This is a genomic window from Actinomadura sp. NPDC048021, from assembly GCF_040653135.1.
In the GTDB taxonomy this organism is placed as follows: Bacteria; Actinomycetota; Actinomycetes; order Streptosporangiales; family Streptosporangiaceae; genus Spirillospora; species Spirillospora verrucosospora.
The window spans coordinates 41,066-57,162 of the sequence record NZ_JBEZJQ010000014.1 but is presented as its reverse complement, the minus strand read 5'-3'; the positions used below and the strand labels follow the sequence as shown (position 1 = coordinate 57,162).

General features: G+C 73.9%; 15 protein-coding genes and 1 tRNA gene. 10 read left to right on the top strand and 6 right to left on the bottom strand.

Going from position 1 to position 16,097, the window contains the following annotated elements; genetic code table 11:
- Nucleotides 1-121 precede the first annotated feature (121 nt).
- Entirely contained in the window at nt 122-1,210 is a 1,089-nt protein-coding gene (locus AB0C87_RS23530; RefSeq protein WP_360579486.1) for a glutamate--cysteine ligase, read from the bottom strand.
- Between the two features lie 165 nt (nt 1,211-1,375).
- On the opposite strand from AB0C87_RS23530, the gene AB0C87_RS23525 reads away from it, so the two are divergent.
- Nucleotides 1,376-1,504: a hypothetical protein gene (locus AB0C87_RS23525; RefSeq protein ID WP_360579484.1), complete on the top strand. Its 129-nt coding sequence runs from the start codon at nt 1,376-1,378 to the stop codon at nt 1,502-1,504.
- Nucleotides 1,505-1,547: 43 nt separating this feature from the next.
- Here the strand turns inward: AB0C87_RS23525 and AB0C87_RS23520 are convergent, their stop codons facing one another.
- From AB0C87_RS23520 to AB0C87_RS23510, 3 genes are all read right to left on the bottom strand, one after another.
- Nucleotides 1,548-1,730: a hypothetical protein gene (locus AB0C87_RS23520; protein ID WP_021600299.1), complete on the bottom strand. Its 183-nt coding sequence runs from the start codon at nt 1,728-1,730 to the stop codon at nt 1,548-1,550.
- A gap of 2 nt (nt 1,731-1,732) precedes the next feature.
- Nucleotides 1,733-1,942: an HGxxPAAW family protein gene (locus AB0C87_RS23515; protein WP_345176068.1), complete on the bottom strand. Its 210-nt coding sequence runs from the start codon at nt 1,940-1,942 to the stop codon at nt 1,733-1,735.
- A 137-nt stretch (nt 1,943-2,079) separates the two neighbouring features.
- Nucleotides 2,080-3,258, bottom strand: a complete 1,179-nt coding sequence (locus AB0C87_RS23510; RefSeq protein ID WP_360579481.1) for an acyl-CoA dehydrogenase family protein — start codon at nt 3,256-3,258, stop codon at nt 2,080-2,082.
- A 116-nt stretch (nt 3,259-3,374) separates the two neighbouring features.
- Here AB0C87_RS23510 and AB0C87_RS23505 point away from each other — a divergent pair, with 116 nt between their 5' ends.
- From AB0C87_RS23505 to AB0C87_RS23475, 7 genes are all read left to right on the top strand, one after another.
- A complete protein-coding gene (locus AB0C87_RS23505; RefSeq protein WP_360579479.1) occupies nt 3,375-5,198 on the top strand; it encodes a methylmalonyl-CoA mutase subunit beta in 1,824 nt (607 codons plus the stop codon).
- Nucleotides 5,195-7,417, top strand: coding sequence for a methylmalonyl-CoA mutase (gene scpA, locus AB0C87_RS23500; RefSeq protein ID WP_360579478.1), 2,223 nt, complete (start codon nt 5,195-5,197; stop codon nt 7,415-7,417). Before AB0C87_RS23505 ends, scpA begins: the two co-directional genes overlap by 4 nt.
- 37 nt (nt 7,418-7,454) lie before the next feature.
- On the top strand, nt 7,455-8,441 hold the full coding sequence (gene meaB, locus AB0C87_RS23495) for a methylmalonyl Co-A mutase-associated GTPase MeaB (protein WP_360579476.1): 987 nt from the start codon (nt 7,455-7,457) through the stop codon (nt 8,439-8,441).
- A gap of 79 nt (nt 8,442-8,520) precedes the next feature.
- Nucleotides 8,521-9,522: a GNAT family N-acetyltransferase gene (locus tag AB0C87_RS23490; RefSeq protein WP_360579474.1), complete on the top strand. Its 1,002-nt coding sequence runs from the start codon at nt 8,521-8,523 to the stop codon at nt 9,520-9,522.
- Nucleotides 9,523-9,614: 92 nt separating this feature from the next.
- Nucleotides 9,615-9,685, top strand: a tRNA-Asn gene (locus tag AB0C87_RS23485).
- Between the two features lie 25 nt (nt 9,686-9,710).
- A complete protein-coding gene (locus AB0C87_RS23480; RefSeq protein WP_345176053.1) occupies nt 9,711-10,151 on the top strand; it encodes an HNH endonuclease in 441 nt (146 codons plus the stop codon).
- Between the two features lie 196 nt (nt 10,152-10,347).
- Nucleotides 10,348-11,370: a hypothetical protein gene (locus tag AB0C87_RS23475; protein WP_345176050.1), complete on the top strand. Its 1,023-nt coding sequence runs from the start codon at nt 10,348-10,350 to the stop codon at nt 11,368-11,370.
- 25 nt (nt 11,371-11,395) lie between these two features.
- Here AB0C87_RS23475 and AB0C87_RS23470 read toward each other — a convergent pair whose 3' ends face one another.
- Nucleotides 11,396-12,451: a Gfo/Idh/MocA family oxidoreductase gene (locus tag AB0C87_RS23470; protein WP_345176048.1), complete on the bottom strand. Its 1,056-nt coding sequence runs from the start codon at nt 12,449-12,451 to the stop codon at nt 11,396-11,398.
- Between the two features lie 128 nt (nt 12,452-12,579).
- On the opposite strand from AB0C87_RS23470, the gene AB0C87_RS23465 reads away from it, so the two are divergent.
- Nucleotides 12,580-14,229 carry an FAD-dependent oxidoreductase gene (locus AB0C87_RS23465; RefSeq protein ID WP_345176045.1) on the top strand — a complete coding sequence of 550 codons (1,650 nt, stop codon included), beginning with the start codon at nt 12,580-12,582 and terminating at the stop codon, nt 14,227-14,229.
- Nucleotides 14,226-15,647, top strand: coding sequence for an ATP-binding protein (locus AB0C87_RS23460; RefSeq protein ID WP_345176043.1), 1,422 nt, complete (start codon nt 14,226-14,228; stop codon nt 15,645-15,647). The genes AB0C87_RS23465 and AB0C87_RS23460 overlap by 4 nt, the downstream gene beginning before the upstream one ends.
- Here AB0C87_RS23460 and AB0C87_RS23455 read toward each other — a convergent pair.
- Nucleotides 15,641-16,042 (bottom strand): VOC family protein, encoded by a 402-nt coding sequence (locus AB0C87_RS23455; RefSeq protein WP_345176041.1) that lies wholly within the window; start codon nt 16,040-16,042, stop codon nt 15,641-15,643. The genes AB0C87_RS23460 and AB0C87_RS23455 overlap by 7 nt on opposite strands.
- Nucleotides 16,043-16,097 lie beyond the last annotated feature (55 nt).

The window sequence follows — 16,097 nt, the reverse complement described above, 5'->3', positions numbered from 1 at the left end:
ATCCCCCGAGGTCAGCCGATCTGATGTTCCGATCCAGCGGTACCCGCGAGGCGCCCTCCGAAAACAGACAATATCCGGACCAATGACGACCGAGGCCCCCGGCAGCCCCATGACCGGGGGGTCATTGACCGGGCAGCATGACCGCGTCGACGACGTCGGTCAGCCGCCCGCGCCTGCGGTGGGCGCCGCGCTGCAACTCCGCGCCCGTCCCGCCGGCGACCAGGCGCCGCACCCCGCGGGCGACGGCGTCGAGGTCGCCGGCGCCGCGCAGCGCGGGCCGCACGTGCGCGAGCAGGTCCCCGGCCTGCTCGCCGAACGTCGCGGGCCGGCCCGTGCGCACGTCCAGCCCCCGCCCGGCCGGACCGTGCCGCGCCGCCAGCCAGTAGGCGGCGCGCAGCGTCTCCGGGGGCGGGTCGGGCGCCCGCTCGCCGGCGTCCACCAGGTCGGACGACACCTGCACCAGCGCCCGGACCAGCGCGGCGAACACCGCCGCCTCCCCGGCCGTCGGGGCGACGTCCGCGAGCCGGACCTCGATCGTGGGCAGCCGGGCCGACGGCCGGACGTCCCAGAAGATCGTCCCGGAGTCCATCAGGGCCCCGCATTCGAGCAGCGCCCCGACGAGGTCGTCGTAGTGGCCCGCGGACGCGAAGTAGGGCGGCGGCCCCGCCACCGGCCACCGCGCCCAGGCCAACGCCCGCCAGCAGGCGTGGCCGGTGTCGCGTCCGGCCCAGTACGGCGAGTTCGCCGCCAGGGCCAGCAGCGTCGGCAGCCAGGGGCGCAGATGGTTGCTGACCTGGACGGCGCGCTCGCGGTCCGGCATCTCCACGTGGACGTGGCACGAGCAGATGCTCTGCTCGTCGTCCAGGCCGCGGTAGAAGGCGAGGCTCTCGGCGTAGCGGGCGCCGCGCGTGATCGGGGCGGGCACGAGCTCCCCCAGCACGGGCGTCCCGGTCGCGGCGAGGCGGACGCCCTCGGCCGCCGCGGCGGCGGCCATCACCGCCCGCATCGAGCGGATCTGCTCGCCGAGCTTGTCCAGGTCGTCGCACGGCGAGGTCTTGGCCTCGGCGAGGTAGGCGACGAGTTCGGTGGAGGCGCGCTCGCCCAGCGCCGCGCCCGCCCGGCGCACCACCGCGGCGGCACGGGGGACGAGCTTCCGGGAGACGGGATCGACGACGAAGTACTCTTCCTCGATTCCGAATCGCAGGGCCATCCCACCACCTCTGGCTCGGGCCTTCGAAGCTACGTCGCCGCCGCGCCTCGCGCACCTGCCGGACGGCCCGAATGGGTAGTAAGGGATCTTCTTGACCCTCTTTTGACCCGCCGCTCAGCGGGCACCGTCCGGGGAGACGCAGCGGAAGGGAAGAGGTGAGATCCGGTGCCTGGCTCGACTCCGATCGGCATGCTCGTCATCCTGGTGGCCGCCGCCGTGTTCGTCCTGGCGGGGCTGTTCTACCTAGGCGACAAGCGCAACGGCCCGCCCAACGGCTCGGATCGGGGCCGCTGAGACGGGCCGTCGGCGCGTGCCGCGCGCGGACCCTGTCCGCCCCTCAGGGGCCGGGGTCCACGAAGTACATCGACAGCGCGATGAGGTGCGTGACGACGACCACGCCGATGCCGAAGAAGAACAGCATCTTGGCGGGGCCGTGCGGGAAGACGGTCCCCGGCTTGAGCGGCCCGCGCTCGCGCTGCCGCGCGGCGATCCGCTCCTCGATCGGAGGCCGGCCGAACACTGCTACGCCCGGGGCTCGTCGACGACGACGTCGGTCATGATGTCGACGGCCAGGGCGATGACGCCGCCGATCGCGACGAGCGCGGCGCCCACCCCGAACACGACCCAGTCGGGGCCCAGGGTGACGCCGACGCCGCCGACGGCGAAACCGGTGAAGATGATGGCCACGGCGACCCAGGACTTGGGACGCCCGGCGTGGCTGCCAGTCGACATGCGTTCGTCTTCCCTTGCACGGTTCGGGGGCTGGGGGCTACGACGCCGAACTCTAGCAACGCCCCTAGCCACGGGGCCTTCGGGGGTACCTGAAGATCAGCCGTGGCCGGGGAGGGGCCGCCGCCGGGACGGACGGATCAGACGAACGCCCCCAGACCGGTCGCCGCGCGGCCGACGATCAGAGTGTTGATCTCCCGGGTGCCCTCGTAGGAGTAGAGCGCCTCGGCGTCGGCGACGAACCGGCCGATGCCGTAGTCCAGCACGATCCCGTTGCCCGCCATCAGCTCGCGCGCCCAGCCGACCGCCTCGCGCATGCGGCTGGTGCAGTACGCCTTGGCGAGCGCGGAGTGCTCGTCGCGGTAGAGGCCCTCGTCCTGGAGCTGGGCGAGCCGTACCACCATGCCGAGCGAGGCGGTGGCGTTGCCGAGCATCCCGACCAGAAGGTCCTGGACGAGCTGGAACTTGGCGATCGGCCGCCCGAACTGCTCGCGTCCCACCGCGTAGTCGCGGGCGATCTCGTACGCGGCGAGCATCACCCCGACGGCCTGCCAGGCGACGCCGCTGCGGGTCTGGCGCAGGATCGCGGCGGTGTCCCGGAAGCCGTTCGCCCCGGCCAGCCGGTCGGACTCGGGGACCCGGCAGTCCTCCAGGAGGATGTCGGCGTTCTGCACGGTCCGCAGAGCGATCTTGTTCTCGATCCGGGTCGCGGTGAACCCGGGCGTGCCCTTCGCGACGACGAACCCCTTCACCTGGTCGTCGGCCTCGTCCCTGGCCCACACGACGGTGTGGTCGGCGAAGGTGGCGTTGCCGATCCAGCGCTTCGCGCCGTTCAGGACCCAGTGGTCGCCGTCGCGCCGCGCGGTGGTCCGCAGGCCCAGCGCGACGTCCGAGCCGCCGTCCGGCTCGGTGAGCGCGAACGCGCCGATCCTCTCCATCCGCCCCATCGCGGGCAGCCACCGCTCGCGCTGCTCCGGGGAGCCGCACCGCCCGATGCTGCCCATCGCGAGCCCGGCGTGCACCCCGAAGAACGTCGCCATGGACGGGTCCACCCGGGCCATGTCCATCGCGAGGAACCCGGTGAGCAGGCTGCTCGGCTTGTCGCCCGGGCACTCGTCGTAGGCCAGGCCCGCGATGCCGAGCTCTCCATACTGCGGGATCAGGTCGAAGGGGAACTCCGCCCGCGCCCAGCAGTCGTTCGCGATCGGCGCGACCTTCGCCTCCAGAAAGCCGCGCACCCGCCCGAGGATCTCCTTCTCCCGTCCGTCGAGGAGTTCCTGCATGTGGTACAGGTCGCCGGGGAGTGTCTCCAGGGTCATGACCACCCCTCTTCCCGGACGGCGCACCGCTAACCCGGGCCCGCGGCGCGCGCCGCGTACTGGTCAGCGGGACCCGGTCCCGAGCCGGATTCGGCCGCTCACCTACCATCCAGGACATGACGGTGCCGCCTGAAGAACTCGAACTGGCCGCCGCCTTCCCCGCGGCCGACCGCGACCGGTGGCGGGAGATGGTGAAGGGGGTGCTGCGCAGGTCCGGCGCGGCGAGCGAGGACACCCCCCTCGACGAGATCGAGGGCCTGCTGACCCGCGACTCCTACGACGGGGTGCCGATCGCCGCGCTCTACACGCGCGACGACGCGCCGCCGGGACGTCCCGGGCTGGCCCCCTACGTGCGCGAGGTGCGCCCCGACGGCGAGGGCATCGCCGGGTGGGACGTCCGGCAGCGGCACGCCCACCCCGACCCGGCCGTCACCCGCGAGGCGATCCTCGCCGACCTGGAGAACGGCGCCACCTCCGTCTGGCTGCGGCTCGGCGAGGGCGGCCTGCCGGTGGCCGCGCTGCCCGAGGCGCTGCGCGGCGTCCTGCTCGACCTGGCCCCGGTGGTGCTGGACGCGGGAGCGTCGGCGGGCGAGGCCGCGCGGGCGTTCCTGGCCCTGGTCGCCGAGCGCGGGAACGCGGCCGAGGCGTCCGGCAACCTCGGCGCCGACCCGCTCGGCCTCGCGGCGCGAACCGGCGCGCCGGGGTCGCTGGACGAGGCCGCCGCGCTCGCCGTCCGCTGCGCCCGCGAGTTCCCCCGGCTGCGCGCGGTCGTCGCCGACGGGACCCCGTACCACGACGCGGGCGGCGGCGACGCCGAGGAACTGGGCGCCGCCGTCGCCGCCGGCGTCGCGTACCTGCGCGCCCTGACCGGCGCCGGGCTGAGCGTGGACGAGGCGTTCGGGCAGATCGAGTTCCGCCTCGCCGTCAGCGCCGACCAGTTCTCCTCGATCGCCAAGCTCCGCGCCGCGCGCCGCCTGTGGGCGCGGGTGGCGGAGGTCAGCGGCGCCGCCGAGGGCACCGCCGCGCGCGTCCACGCGGTCACCTCCTCGGCGATGATGACGCGCCGCGACCCGTGGGTGAACATGCTGCGCACCACCATCGCGACGTTCGCCGCCGGGGTCGGCGGCGCGGACGCGGTCACCGTCCAGCCGTTCGACGCCCGCCTCGGCCTGCCCGACGGCTTCGCCCGCCGCATCGCCCGCAACACCCAGACGCTGCTGCTGGAGGAGTCGAGCCTCGCCCGCGTCGTCGACCCGGCGGGCGGCTCCTGGTACGCCGAGAGCCTCACCGAGGGCCTCGCCCAGGCGGCCTGGGCCTGGTTCACCGAGATCGAGAAGGCCGGGGGCCTGGCCGCCGCCCTCGACTCGGGCCTCGTCGCCCGCCGCCTCGCCGCCACCTGGGAGCGGCGCCGCGAGGACATCGCCCGCCGCAAGGCGCCGATCACCGGCGTCAGCGAGTTCCCCGACCTCGCCGAGACGCCGCCCCGGCGCGACCCCGCGCCCCGGGCGCCCGGCGGCGGCCTCCCGGTCGTCGCGTACGCGCAGGACTTCGAGGCCCTTCGCGACCGCTCCGACGCCCACGCGGAGGCGACCGGCGCCCGTCCGAAGGTCTTCCTCGCGACGCTCGGGCCGATCGCCGTCCACACGGCGCGCGCGTCGTTCGCCGCCAACCTCTTCCAGGCGGGCGGGATCGAGACGGTCACCGGCGCCCCCGAGGAGTTCGGGGCGTCCGGCGCCGCGGTCGCCTGCATCTGCTCCAGCGACGCCCTCTACGAGGAGAGGGCCGTGGAGGCGGCCCGGATCCTGCGCGACGCGGGTGCTGTGAAGGTCTGGCTGGCGGGTAAGGGAACCTACGAGGGGGTCGACGCCCGCGTGCACGCGGGATGCGACGCGGTCGAGGTGCTGGAGACCACCCTCCACGATCTGGGAGTGAACGAATGATCCCCGACTTCACCGAGGTCGACCTCGGGACGGCGCCCCCCGCCGACGAGGCCGCCAAGCGGTGGCGCGCCGCGGTCGCCGACGCCACCGGAGCCGACCCCGAGGCCCAGACCTGGGACACGCCGGAGGGCATCGGCGTCAAGCCCCTCTACACCGGCGACGACCTGGCCGGGCTCGACTTCCTCGGCACCTACCCGGGCATCGCGCCGTTCCTGCGCGGCCCCTACCCGGCGATGTACGCGACCCAGCCGTGGACGATCCGGCAGTACGCCGGCTTCTCCACCGCCGAGGAGTCCAACGCCTTCTACCGCCGCAACCTCGCGGCCGGGCAGAAGGGCCTGTCGGTGGCCTTCGACCTGGCCACGCACCGCGGCTACGACTCCGACCACCCGCGCGTGGCCGGCGACGTCGGCATGGCCGGGGTGGCGATCGACTCCATCTACGACATGCGGCAGCTCTTCGACGGCATCCCGCTGGACCGGATGAGCGTGTCGATGACCATGAACGGCGCCGTCCTGCCCGTCCTCGCGCTCTACATCGCCGCCGCGCAGGAGCAGGGGGTGGAGCCGGAGGCGCTCGCGGGGACCATCCAGAACGACATCCTCAAGGAGTTCATGGTCCGCAACACCTACATCTACCCGCCGCAGCCGTCCATGCGGATCATCTCCGACATCTTCGAGTACACCTCGCGGCGGATGCCGAAGTACAACTCCATCTCGATCTCCGGCTACCACATCCAGGAGGCCGGGGCGACCGCCGACCTGGAGCTCGCCTACACGCTCGCCGACGGCGTCGAGTACATCCGCGCCGGGCGCGAGGCGGGCCTCGACATCGACGCGTTCGCGCCGCGCCTGTCGTTCTTCTGGGCGATCGGGATGAACTTCTTCATGGAGGTCGCCAAGCTGCGCGCCGCGCGGCTGCTGTGGGCGCGGCTGGTGAAGACGTTCGAGCCGCGCAACCCCAAGTCGCTGTCGCTCCGGACGCACTCGCAGACGTCCGGGTGGTCGCTGACCGCGCAGGACGTGTTCAACAACGTCGCCCGCACCTGCATCGAGGCCATGGCCGCCACCCAGGGCCACACCCAGTCCCTGCACACCAACGCGCTGGACGAGGCCCTCGCGCTGCCGACCGACTTCTCGGCCCGGATCGCCCGCAACACCCAGCTCGTCCTGCAGCAGGAGTCCGGGACCACCCGGACCATCGACCCCTGGGGCGGCAGCGCCTACGTGGAGCGCCTCACCTACGACCTCGCCCGCCGCGCCTGGGGACACATCACCGAGGTCGAGCAGGCCGGCGGCATGGCCAAGGCGATCGACGAGGGGCTTCCCAAGCTGCGCATCGAGGAGGCCGCCGCCCGCACCCAGGCCCGCATCGACTCGGGCCGGCAGCCCGTCATCGGCGTCAACAAGTACCGGCCCGACGTCGAGCAGGAGATCGAGGTCCTGAAGGTCGACAACGCCTCCGTGCGCGCGCAGCAGATCGACAAGCTGCGCCGGCTGCGCGAGGAGCGTGACGAGACCGCGGCGCGGGCCGCGCTGGAGGCCCTCACCCGCGCCGCCGAGGCCGCCGAGGAGGGCACCCGCCCGCGGGGCCTGGAGCACAACCTGCTCGCGCTCGCCATCGACGCCGCCCGGGCCAAGGCGACCGTCGGCGAGATCTCCGACGCCCTGGAGCGGGCCTACGGGCGGCACGCGGCGCAGATCCGTACGATCTCCGGTGTGTACCGGGAGGAGGCGGGCCAGGTGACGGGCATCGAGCGGGCGCGGGCCGCGACGGCCGCGTTCGAGGAGGCCGAGGGCCGCCGCCCCCGCATCCTCGTGGCCAAGATGGGGCAGGACGGCCACGACCGCGGGCAGAAGGTGATCGCGACCGGGTTCGCCGACCTCGGCTTCGACGTCGACGTGGGCCCGCTGTTCCAGACCCCCGCCGAGGTGGCGCTGCAGGCCGTCGAGGCCGACGTGCACATCGTCGGGGTCAACTCGCTCGCCGCGGGCCACCTGACGCTGGTCCCCGCGCTGCGCGAGGAGCTCGCCGCGCTGGGCCGCGACGACATCATGATCGTCGTCGGCGGCGTCATCCCGCCCGGCGACTTCGAGGAGCTGCGCGCGGCCGGCGCCTCGGCGATCTTCGGGCCCGGCACCGTCCTGGCGGACGCGGCGATCGGCCTGCTGGAGCAGCTCACCGCCGCGCTCGGGCACGCCGCGCCCGAGCGCGCCTGAGGGGCGGCGCGGAAGTGACGGGAGAAGGGGGCGCGCCGTGAGCGCGCCGGGCCTCGACGACTACGCGGCCGGGGTGCTGGACGGGTCGCGGGCGTGGATCGCGCGGGCGATCACGCTCGTGGAGTCGGCCCGCCCGGACCACCGGGAGCTGGCGCAGAAACTGCTGGTCGAGCTGACCCCGCACGCCGGGGGCGCCCGCCGCGTCGGGATCACCGGCGTGCCCGGGGTCGGCAAGTCCACGTTCATCGACGCGCTCGGCACCCGGCTGACGGGGGAGGGCGGGAAAGTCGCGGTCCTCGCCGTGGACCCGTCCTCCACCCGGACGGGCGGCAGCATCCTCGGCGACAAGACCCGCATGCACCGCCTCGCCACCGACCCGTCCGCGTTCATCCGCCCCTCGCCCACCGCCGGGACGCTCGGGGGCGTCGCGAAGGCCACCCGCGAGGCGATGGTGGTCATGGAGGCCGCCGGGTACGACGTCGTCCTGGTCGAGACGGTCGGCGTCGGGCAGTCCGAGACGGCCGTCGCCGAGATGGTCGACTCCTTCCTGTTCCTCACCCTCGCCCGCACCGGCGACCAGCTCCAGGGGATCAAGAAGGGCGTCCTGGAGCTGGCCGACGTCATCGCGGTGAACAAGGCCGACGGCGAGCACAGGACAGAGGCCGAGCGCGCCGCCCGCGAACTGGCGGGCGCGCTGCGGCTGCTGCGCAGCGACGAGCGCGTCCGCGCCACCCCGGTCCTGACGTGCAGCGCCAAGGAGGGGACCGGGCTGGACGAGGTGTGGGACGCCATCGTCCGGCACCAGGACCGGCTCCGTGAGTCCGGCGAGCTGGAGGCCCGGCGGCGCCGCCAGCAGGTGGGCTGGATGTGGGCCCTGGTCCGCGACCGGCTGCTGTCCGACCTGCGCGGGCACCCCGGCGTCCGGGAGGCCGCACCCGGCCTGGAGCGGGACGTCGCGGAGGGGACGCTGACGCCCGCGCTGGCCGCCGAGCGCATCCTGGAGGCGTTCTCGCGGGACCGCTGAACGGGGTTCCCGTATGTCCGAAACCTTGGGTTGTCCCAGGTCCCGGTCACGGCGCGCGGGGATCAGGTACAAAAGTCGGATGGACGTCATCGCGCTCGATGATCCGACGGACGCGCAGATCCGGGGGTGGCACTCGGTGCTGGCCGCCGTTCACGCCGCCGAACCGGACGGCGAACCCGCGCCCGACCCGGAGCGCACGGCGCGGCTGCTGCTCGGCGCGGAGACCGCCGCGCGGCAGCGGCTGTGGGCGGCGGTCGCCGGCGGACCCGGGGCGGAGGCGCCCCTGGCCGCGGTGGCGGCGCTCCGGCTGCCCGGCGAGCCGGGCGCCGATCGTCCCGGCGAGGTCGACATCCAGGTCCGCCCCGAGTACCGGCGCCGCGGCCTCGGCGCCCGGCTCCTCGCCGCGGCCGCGGAGGGTCTGCGCGCCGACGGCCGCTCCAGCGTGATCGCGCAGGTCCTCGCGGGCACCCCGGCCGTCCCGTTCCTGGAGTCGCACGGCTTCGAGTGCGTGCTGACCCTGCGCGGCATGTTGCTGCGGCTGGACGACGTGCCCGCCGAGCGCGTGGCGCGGCTGCTGGCCGCGGCGCCCGCCGGGTACCGGCTCGCGCGCTGGCGGGGCGTGGTGCCGGACGAGCACGCCGACGCCCTCGCCCGCGCCAAGCACGCCATGGCCGACTTCGCCGAGTACGAGGGGACGCCCTGGGACGCGCACCGCGTCCGCGAGATGGCCGAGATCGTCGCCAAGCGCGGCGACGACCTCTACACGGTCGCGGCGCTGTCGGGAGGCGTCATCGCCGGGTTCACCGAGGTCGTGGTGCCGGCCGGGTGCGCCGGGCGCGCGGCGCAGTACGACACGGCGGTGCTGCCCGAGCACCGCGGCAGGCGGCTCGGCATCTGGGTGAAGGCGGCGATGCTGCGCTGGCTGGGGGAGGAGTGCCCCGGCGTGCGGGAGATCGAAACGGACAATTCCGGCGACAACGCTCACATGCTCGCCGTGAACGAGGAGCTCGGCTTCCGGCTGGAGCGCGAGTCCCTGGAGTACCAGGCGGCCGTGTCCGACCTCCCCGCCTCCGGTCGCTGACCGGAAAACACGTTGCCCCCGCGGCCCGCCGCTGGGCATTCTCAGGGAGGTCTTCCGGGAAATGCCCGGAAGGCGGAGAATTGCCGAAGCATTTCCTCGTAGTTCAACGGCAGAACGCCGCACTGTTAATGCGGATATCCAGGTTCGAATCCTGGCGGGGGAGCGGCACGGGCCAGGGAGGTGACGCGGTGAACGTGCTCGTCCTGAACGCGTCGTACGAACCCATGCAGAGGGTCGATCTGCGGCACGCCATCCGCATGCTGGTGCGCGAGGTGGCCGTGGTCGAGGAGGCGGAGGAGGGCCGCACCTTCGGCCGCTTCCCGGTTCCGCGGGTCCTGCGGCTCGTCCGCTACGTCGCGATGCGCTGGAGGCACGGCAGGCGCCCGCCCTGGACCAAGCGCGGCGTGTATCTGCGCGACGGGGGCCGCTGCTGCTACTGCGGGAAGCGCGGCAACACGATCGACCACGTCCACCCGCAGTCCCGCGGCGGCGCGGACACCTGGGAGAACACCGTCCTGGCGTGCGGCAGGTGCAACAACCGCAAGGGCGACCGGACGCTCGCCGAGGCCGGGCTGCGGCTGCTGTCGTCGCCGCGGGTGCCGCGCTGGGAGGAGCTCGTCGGGCCGTGACGGGGGGCGCTGGGTCCGCCCGGCGTGCCCGGGGGAGGGGCCGGACCGCACCGGGTGGTCCGGCCCTCGGCCTCCCGGCGCGGCGCCGTCCGGTAGTCCGCGCGTGACGGTGTGTGTTTTGTGAAGCTTGTGAGGTAAATAGGGCGATTGTGGTAATGTGCCGCCAATCTTGAGCTTTGTTATCTAGGAGAGATCTGTGGCGGCCCTCGATCCCCCCGGCAGGACTCCCCGCCCCCCGCGCGGGCGAGGAACGGCGAAGCGCCTGGCGGCGCTGGCGCTCGCGGCGGGCGTCTCGGCGGCGCTGCCGCCGGTTTCGGGCAGCGCGGCGGCTCTCCCGCAGCAGCCGAAGGACCTGAAGAAGGAGTACGCCAAGCTCAAGGCGCGCTCGGAGAAGCTCTCCAAGGAGTACCGGGGCGAGCTGGTCTCCCTCGAAGAGGCGAAGAAGGCCGCCGAGCGCGCGGGCGCGGACGCGACCCGGGCCGGCCGCGAGTACGACGCCGCCCGCGTCGACATCGCCCGCCTGGCGTCCACCACCTACATGACCGGCCGCCTCGACGTGATCCCGATGATCTCCTCGGCCGAGCCGGGCGCCGCCGTCCGCGACGCCGCCGTGATCGAGCACATCACGCGCAACAACGGCCGCCGCATCCAGAACCTGGAGACGCTGAGCGCCAAGGCGGTCCAGTCGCAGGCGACGGCCAGGAAGAAGCTGGACGCGGTCAAGAAGGAGATCGACGACCTGGAGGGCCAGCGCGCCCGCGTCAAGAAGCTCCTCGCCAAGTACAAGCCGGAGACGACCCGCACCACCGCCCCCGCCGGCGGCGGCCGCCCGGACGGGGCGAGCGGCGCGAAGTCCCCGATCGTCGGCAACTCCATGACCGCGCGGATGCGCACCGTGCTGCTGGAGATCGACGGGAAGTTCGGCGCCTTCCCCACCATCGGCTGCGCGCGGCCCGGCGACCCGCAGGACCACGGCTCGGGCCGGGCATGCGACTTCATGGAGAGCACCGGCGGCAGGATGCCGAGCGCGTCCGCCCAGGCGCACGGCGACCGGGTCGCCCAGTACGTGATCGACAACGCGTCCCGCCTCGGCATCAAGTACGTCATCTGGAAGCAGCGCATCTACGACATGCGCGGCAGCGGCGGCTGGAGCCAGATGGAGGACCGCGGCAGCGTCACCCAGAACCACTTCGACCACGTCCACGTCTCCGTGCTCTGACGGGTCCGCGCCCCTCCCCGGCTTCTCACCGGTCGCCGGGTTCGACGACGGCGGACTCGCGGGCGGAGCGGGCGGCGGCCTCGATGACCTCCAGCCCGGTGATCGCCTCGGCGAGCGTGACCGGGGGCGGCGCGCCGTCCCGCAGGGTGCGCAGGACGCCGGCGTAGAAGTCGTGGTAGGCCCCGGCGGCCGTGGGCTCCGGCGCCTCGTGCCCGGGGACGCCGAGCATGCCGCTGGACCCGGGCGGAGCGATGCCGTAGCCGGGGTCCTTGGGGGTGAGGCCCGCGCGGAGCTGCTCCTCCTGGACGTCCATGCCCGAGACCGCGTACGCCGCGTCGCTGCCGAGGACCCGGAAGCGCGGCCCGGGGCTGGCCGCGGTGGCGCTCATCCAGAGGTGCGACCGGGCGCCGCCCGGGTGGGTCAGGGCCACGAACACGTCGTCGGCGGCCGTGGCTCCGGGGCGGCGGGTGTCGATCTCGGCGTAGACCCGGTCCGGGGGGCCGAGCAGCGCGATGGCCTGGTCGACGAGGTGGGAGCCGAGGTCGAACAGGATGCCGCCCGCGTCGCGGGGGTCGGCGCTCTCCTTCCAGCTCTCCCTGACCTGCGGCCGCCAGCGCTCGAAGCGGGACTCCAGGCGCCGGACGTCGCCGAGGGCGCCGGAGGAGGCCAGCCGCCGCACCGTCTGGAAGTCGCCGTCCCAGCGGCGGTTGTGGAAGGGGAAGACCGGCAGGCCCCGGACGGCGCTCAGCGCGGCGAGGGAGCGGGCGTCGGCCGAGGTGGCCGCGACGGGCTTGTCCACGACGACGGGCAGGCCCGAGGTCAGCGCCGTCCGGGCCAGCGGCACGTGCTGCCGGTTGGGGGCGGTGACCACCACCAGGTCGCAGGCGCCCGAGGCCCCCCACAGCCGGTCCACGCTGTCGAGGACCTCGGCCTCCGGGTACCGCTCGCGCACGGCCCGCTGCCGCTCCGGGGCGCCGGTGACGACCGCGGCCAGCCGCATCCCCGGGACGGACGAGATCAGCGGGGCGTGGAACACCGAGCCGCCGGTGCCGTATCCGATCAGAGCAACGCGCAGGTCCATGTGCCGATCATGACCGATGTCGCGGCGGCGGCGGGGCGGCGGGGCCCCGATCGGCGGTGCGGGGCCCGCGCGCCAGGCGCCGGATCCACGTAGGCTTTCGTACGGGGTTGTGTCGGAACGAGGGGGACATGTTGTCCAAACCAGTGCTGCTGACGGTCGACGACGACCCGGGCGTGTCCCGGGCCGTGGCGCGGGACCTGCGCCGCCGGTACGCCGAGGGGTACCGGATCGTGCGCGCCGAGTCGGGCGGGCAGGCGCTGGAGGCGCTGGGCGAACTGCGGCTGCGCGGCGACGACACGGCCGTGCTGCTCGCCGACTACCGGATGCCCGGGATGGACGGCGTGGAGTTCCTGGAACGCGCCATGGACCTGTTCCCGTTCGCGCGCCGGATCCTGCTCACCGCCTACGCCGACACCGACGCGGCGATCCGCGCTATCAACGACGTCGACCTCGACCACTACATGCTGAAGCCGTGGAACCCGCCGGAGGAGAAGTTCTACCCGGTGATCGACGAGCAGCTCGACGCCTGGGCGCGCGTCGACCGGCGCCCGCCGGGCGAGCTGCGGGTGGTGGGGCACCGCTGGTCGTCCCGCTGCTACGAGGTCCGCGACTTCCTGGCCCGCCACCAGGTGCCCTACACCTGGCTGATGGACGGCGACCCCGAGGGCGCCCAGCTGGTCACGGCGGCGGCGTGCCCGGAGCTGCCGCTGATCGTCACCGCGGACGGAAAGACGCTGTCGGCCCCGTCCGACGCCGAGCTGGCCGCCGCGGTCGGCCTGCCGAGCACCCCGTCCACCGGCTTCTACGACCTGATCGTCGTCGGCGGCGGCCCGTCCGGCCTCGGCGCGGCCGTGTACGGGGCGTCCGAGGGCCTGAGGACGGTGGTCGTGGAGCGCCGCGCCCTCGGCGGCCAGGCCGGGCAGAGCTCCCGCATCGAGAACTACCTCGGCTTCCCCGACGGGGTGAGCGGCGCGCAGCTCGCCGACCGGGCCCGCCGCCAGGCCGACCGGTTCGGCGCCGAGCTGCTGCAGGCCGGCGAGGTCACCTCCCTGGAGGCGCGGGGCACGGCCCGGGTGGCGCGGCTGTCGGACGGGACGGAGATCGCCGCGCACGCCGTCATCCTCGCCACCGGCGTCTCCTACCGGCGCCTCAACGCGCAGGGCGTGGACGACTTCGTCGGGCGCGGCGTGTACTACGGCGCCGCGCTCACCGAGGCGCCGTCCTGCGCGGACGAGGAGGTCGCCGTCGTCGGCGGCGCCAACTCCGCGGGCCAGGCGGCCGTGCACCTGGCCAAGTACGCCAGGAAGGTGCACATCATCGTCCGGGCCGAGGGCCTGGAGAAGTCGATGTCGCACTACCTGGTCGAGCAGATCGCGGCGACGCCCAACATCGAGGTGCACACCGGCAAGACGGTGTGCGCGGCGGAGGGCGCCGACCGGCTGGAACGCCTCACGTTCGCGTGGCCGGGCGGGAAGAAGACCATCGACGCGCACTGGCTGTTCGTGTTCATCGGCGCGGAGCCGGGCACGCAGTGGCTGGACGGCTTCGTCGAGCGCGACGCGCGCGGATACGTCCTGACCGGGCCCGACCTCGTCGGCGGGGGCCGCCGCCCCGCCGGGTGGCCGCTCGCCCGCCAGCCCTACCACCTGGAGACCAGCGTCCCCGGGGTGTTCGCGGCGGGCGACGTCCGCGCGGAGTCGATGAAGCGGGTGGCGTCCGCGGTCGGCGACGGCGCGATGGCCGTCGCGTTGGTCCACCGTTACCTGGAGCAGGCATGAACACCGCGTCACCGGAGCAGCTGCGGGAGCTGTTCCTCTTCGAGGACCTCGACGACGAGAAGCTCGGCTGGCTGTCGGCCTGCGGGACGGTCGCGGACTACCCGCGGGACGGGATCATCTGCGCCCAGGGCGACGCCGCGGAGTTCCTCTACGTGCTGCTCGACGGCGAGATGGTGATGACCCAGAACGTCCGGGGCCACGTGGCGCAGGTCAGCCGGACCGACCGGCCCGGCACCTACGGCGGGGCGGTGCAGGCGTACCTGGGCGACAAGATCGAGCAGAGGTACCAGCACTCGCTGCGCGCGACGCGCCCCACACGGGTCTTCGTGCTGCCGGCGTACAAGTTCGCCAAGATGGTCCGCAAGTGGTTCCCGATGGCCACGCACCTGCTGGAGGGCGTCTTCTTCGGGATGACCAACGCGCGGCGGGTCGTCGACCAGCGCGAGCGCCTCACCGCGCTCGGCACCATCACCGCGGGCCTCACCCACGAGCTGAACAACCCGGCCGCCGCCGCGGCGCGGGCCAGCGCCGAGCTCGGCGACCGGCTGATCGGCGCGCAGAAGAGCCTCGCCGACCTCGCCGCGCAGGGCGTCGACTGCACCCATCTGAGCGCGCTGGTGTCGCTGCGCCCGGCGCTGCCGGCCGCGCCCGGCGGGCGACGCAGCCCGCTGGAGGTCAGCGACGCCGAGGACGAGCTCGGCGACTGGCTGGAGGAGCACGGCGTCGAGGACGCCTGGGACCTCGCGCCGGGCCTGGTGGCCGCCGGGATCGGCATCGAGCAGGCCGAGGAGGTCGAGCGGGCGGCGGGCGGCCACCTGCCCGCCGCGATCCGCTGGCTGGCCGAGGTGATGGAGGTGACCCAGCTCCAGGCGGAGATCTCCGAGGCGATGGGCCGCATCACCGCGCTGCTGGACTCGGCCCGGCAGTACTCCCAGCTCGACCGCGCGCCCTACCGGCGCACCGACCTGCGCGAGCTGCTGGACAGCACGCTCACCATGCTCAAGCGCAAGTTCGGCGACGGCGTGACGGTCAAGACCGTCTACGACGAGACCTTGCCGCCCGTCCCGGTCTACGCGGCCGAGCTGAACCAGGTGTGGACCAACCTGATCGTCAACGCGCTGCAGGCGATGCAGGGCAGCGGCACGCTGACGATCCGCACCGCCCGCGAGGACGACTACGCGCTGGTGGAGATCGCCGACACGGGGATCGGCATCCCCGAGGAGGACCTCGACCGCATCTTCACGCCGTTCTTCACCACCAAGCCGGTGGGGCAGGGCACGGGGCTCGGCCTCGACATCTCCTGGCGCATCGTCGCGGGCCGGCACGGCGGCGACATCCGGGTGGAGTCGCTGCCCGGCGACACCCGGTTCCAGGTCCTGCTCCCGCTCACCGAGCCCGCCGAGGAGCCCGCTCAGTAGGACTGGAGCTCCAGCAGGTTCCCGCCGGGGTCGCGCAGATGGGCGGTGCGCAGCCCCGGCCCCCACTCGGGGCGGTCCCGCGGCCCGGCGACCTGGACGGCGCCGAGCCCGCGGAGCGTCCCGGCCGCCGCGCCGACGTCGTCCACGCGCAGCACCAGCATCGAGCCGTCCTGCCCGGACGGCGCGGGCAGGTCCGCGGTGCCGACGGCCTCGGCCATCCGCGCGCGCCCCATCACGACCAGCGCGGCCTCGCCCCGCAGGTCCCAGTTCGCGTACTCGGCCTCCGGGATCAGCTTGACCGGCTCGATCCCGAGCAGCGCGCGCAGCGCCGCCTCGTAGAAGGCCGCGCAGGCTCGGAAGTCGTCCACCAGAAGGCGCGGATACAGCGCGTCCATGCCGTCCCCAATCGTGGGTGCTCACCAATGATTGGGGAAACCCTACAATAGGCGG

Bases quoted from the DNA above. Each gene is read 5' to 3' on its own strand.
- AB0C87_RS23530 (WP_360579486.1), bottom strand. From the start codon at position 1,210: ATGGCCCTGCGATTCGGAATCGAGGAAGAGTACTTCGTCGTCGATCCC.
- AB0C87_RS23515 (WP_345176068.1), bottom strand. From the start codon at position 1,942: ATGTCGACTGGCAGCCACGCCGGGCGTCCCAAGTCCTGGGTCGCCGTG.
- AB0C87_RS23510 (WP_360579481.1), bottom strand. From the start codon at position 3,258: ATGACCCTGGAGACACTCCCCGGCGACCTGTACCACATGCAGGAACTC.
- AB0C87_RS23505 (WP_360579479.1), top strand. From the start codon at position 3,375: ATGACGGTGCCGCCTGAAGAACTCGAACTGGCCGCCGCCTTCCCCGCG.
- scpA (WP_360579478.1), top strand. From the start codon at position 5,195: ATGATCCCCGACTTCACCGAGGTCGACCTCGGGACGGCGCCCCCCGCC.
- AB0C87_RS23490 (WP_360579474.1), top strand. From the start codon at position 8,521: ATGGACGTCATCGCGCTCGATGATCCGACGGACGCGCAGATCCGGGGG.
- AB0C87_RS23470 (WP_345176048.1), bottom strand. From the start codon at position 12,451: ATGGACCTGCGCGTTGCTCTGATCGGATACGGCACCGGCGGCTCGGTG.
- AB0C87_RS23465 (WP_345176045.1), top strand. From the start codon at position 12,580: ATGTTGTCCAAACCAGTGCTGCTGACGGTCGACGACGACCCGGGCGTG.
- AB0C87_RS23460 (WP_345176043.1), top strand. From the start codon at position 14,226: ATGAACACCGCGTCACCGGAGCAGCTGCGGGAGCTGTTCCTCTTCGAG.
- AB0C87_RS23455 (WP_345176041.1), bottom strand. From the start codon at position 16,042: ATGGACGCGCTGTATCCGCGCCTTCTGGTGGACGACTTCCGAGCCTGC.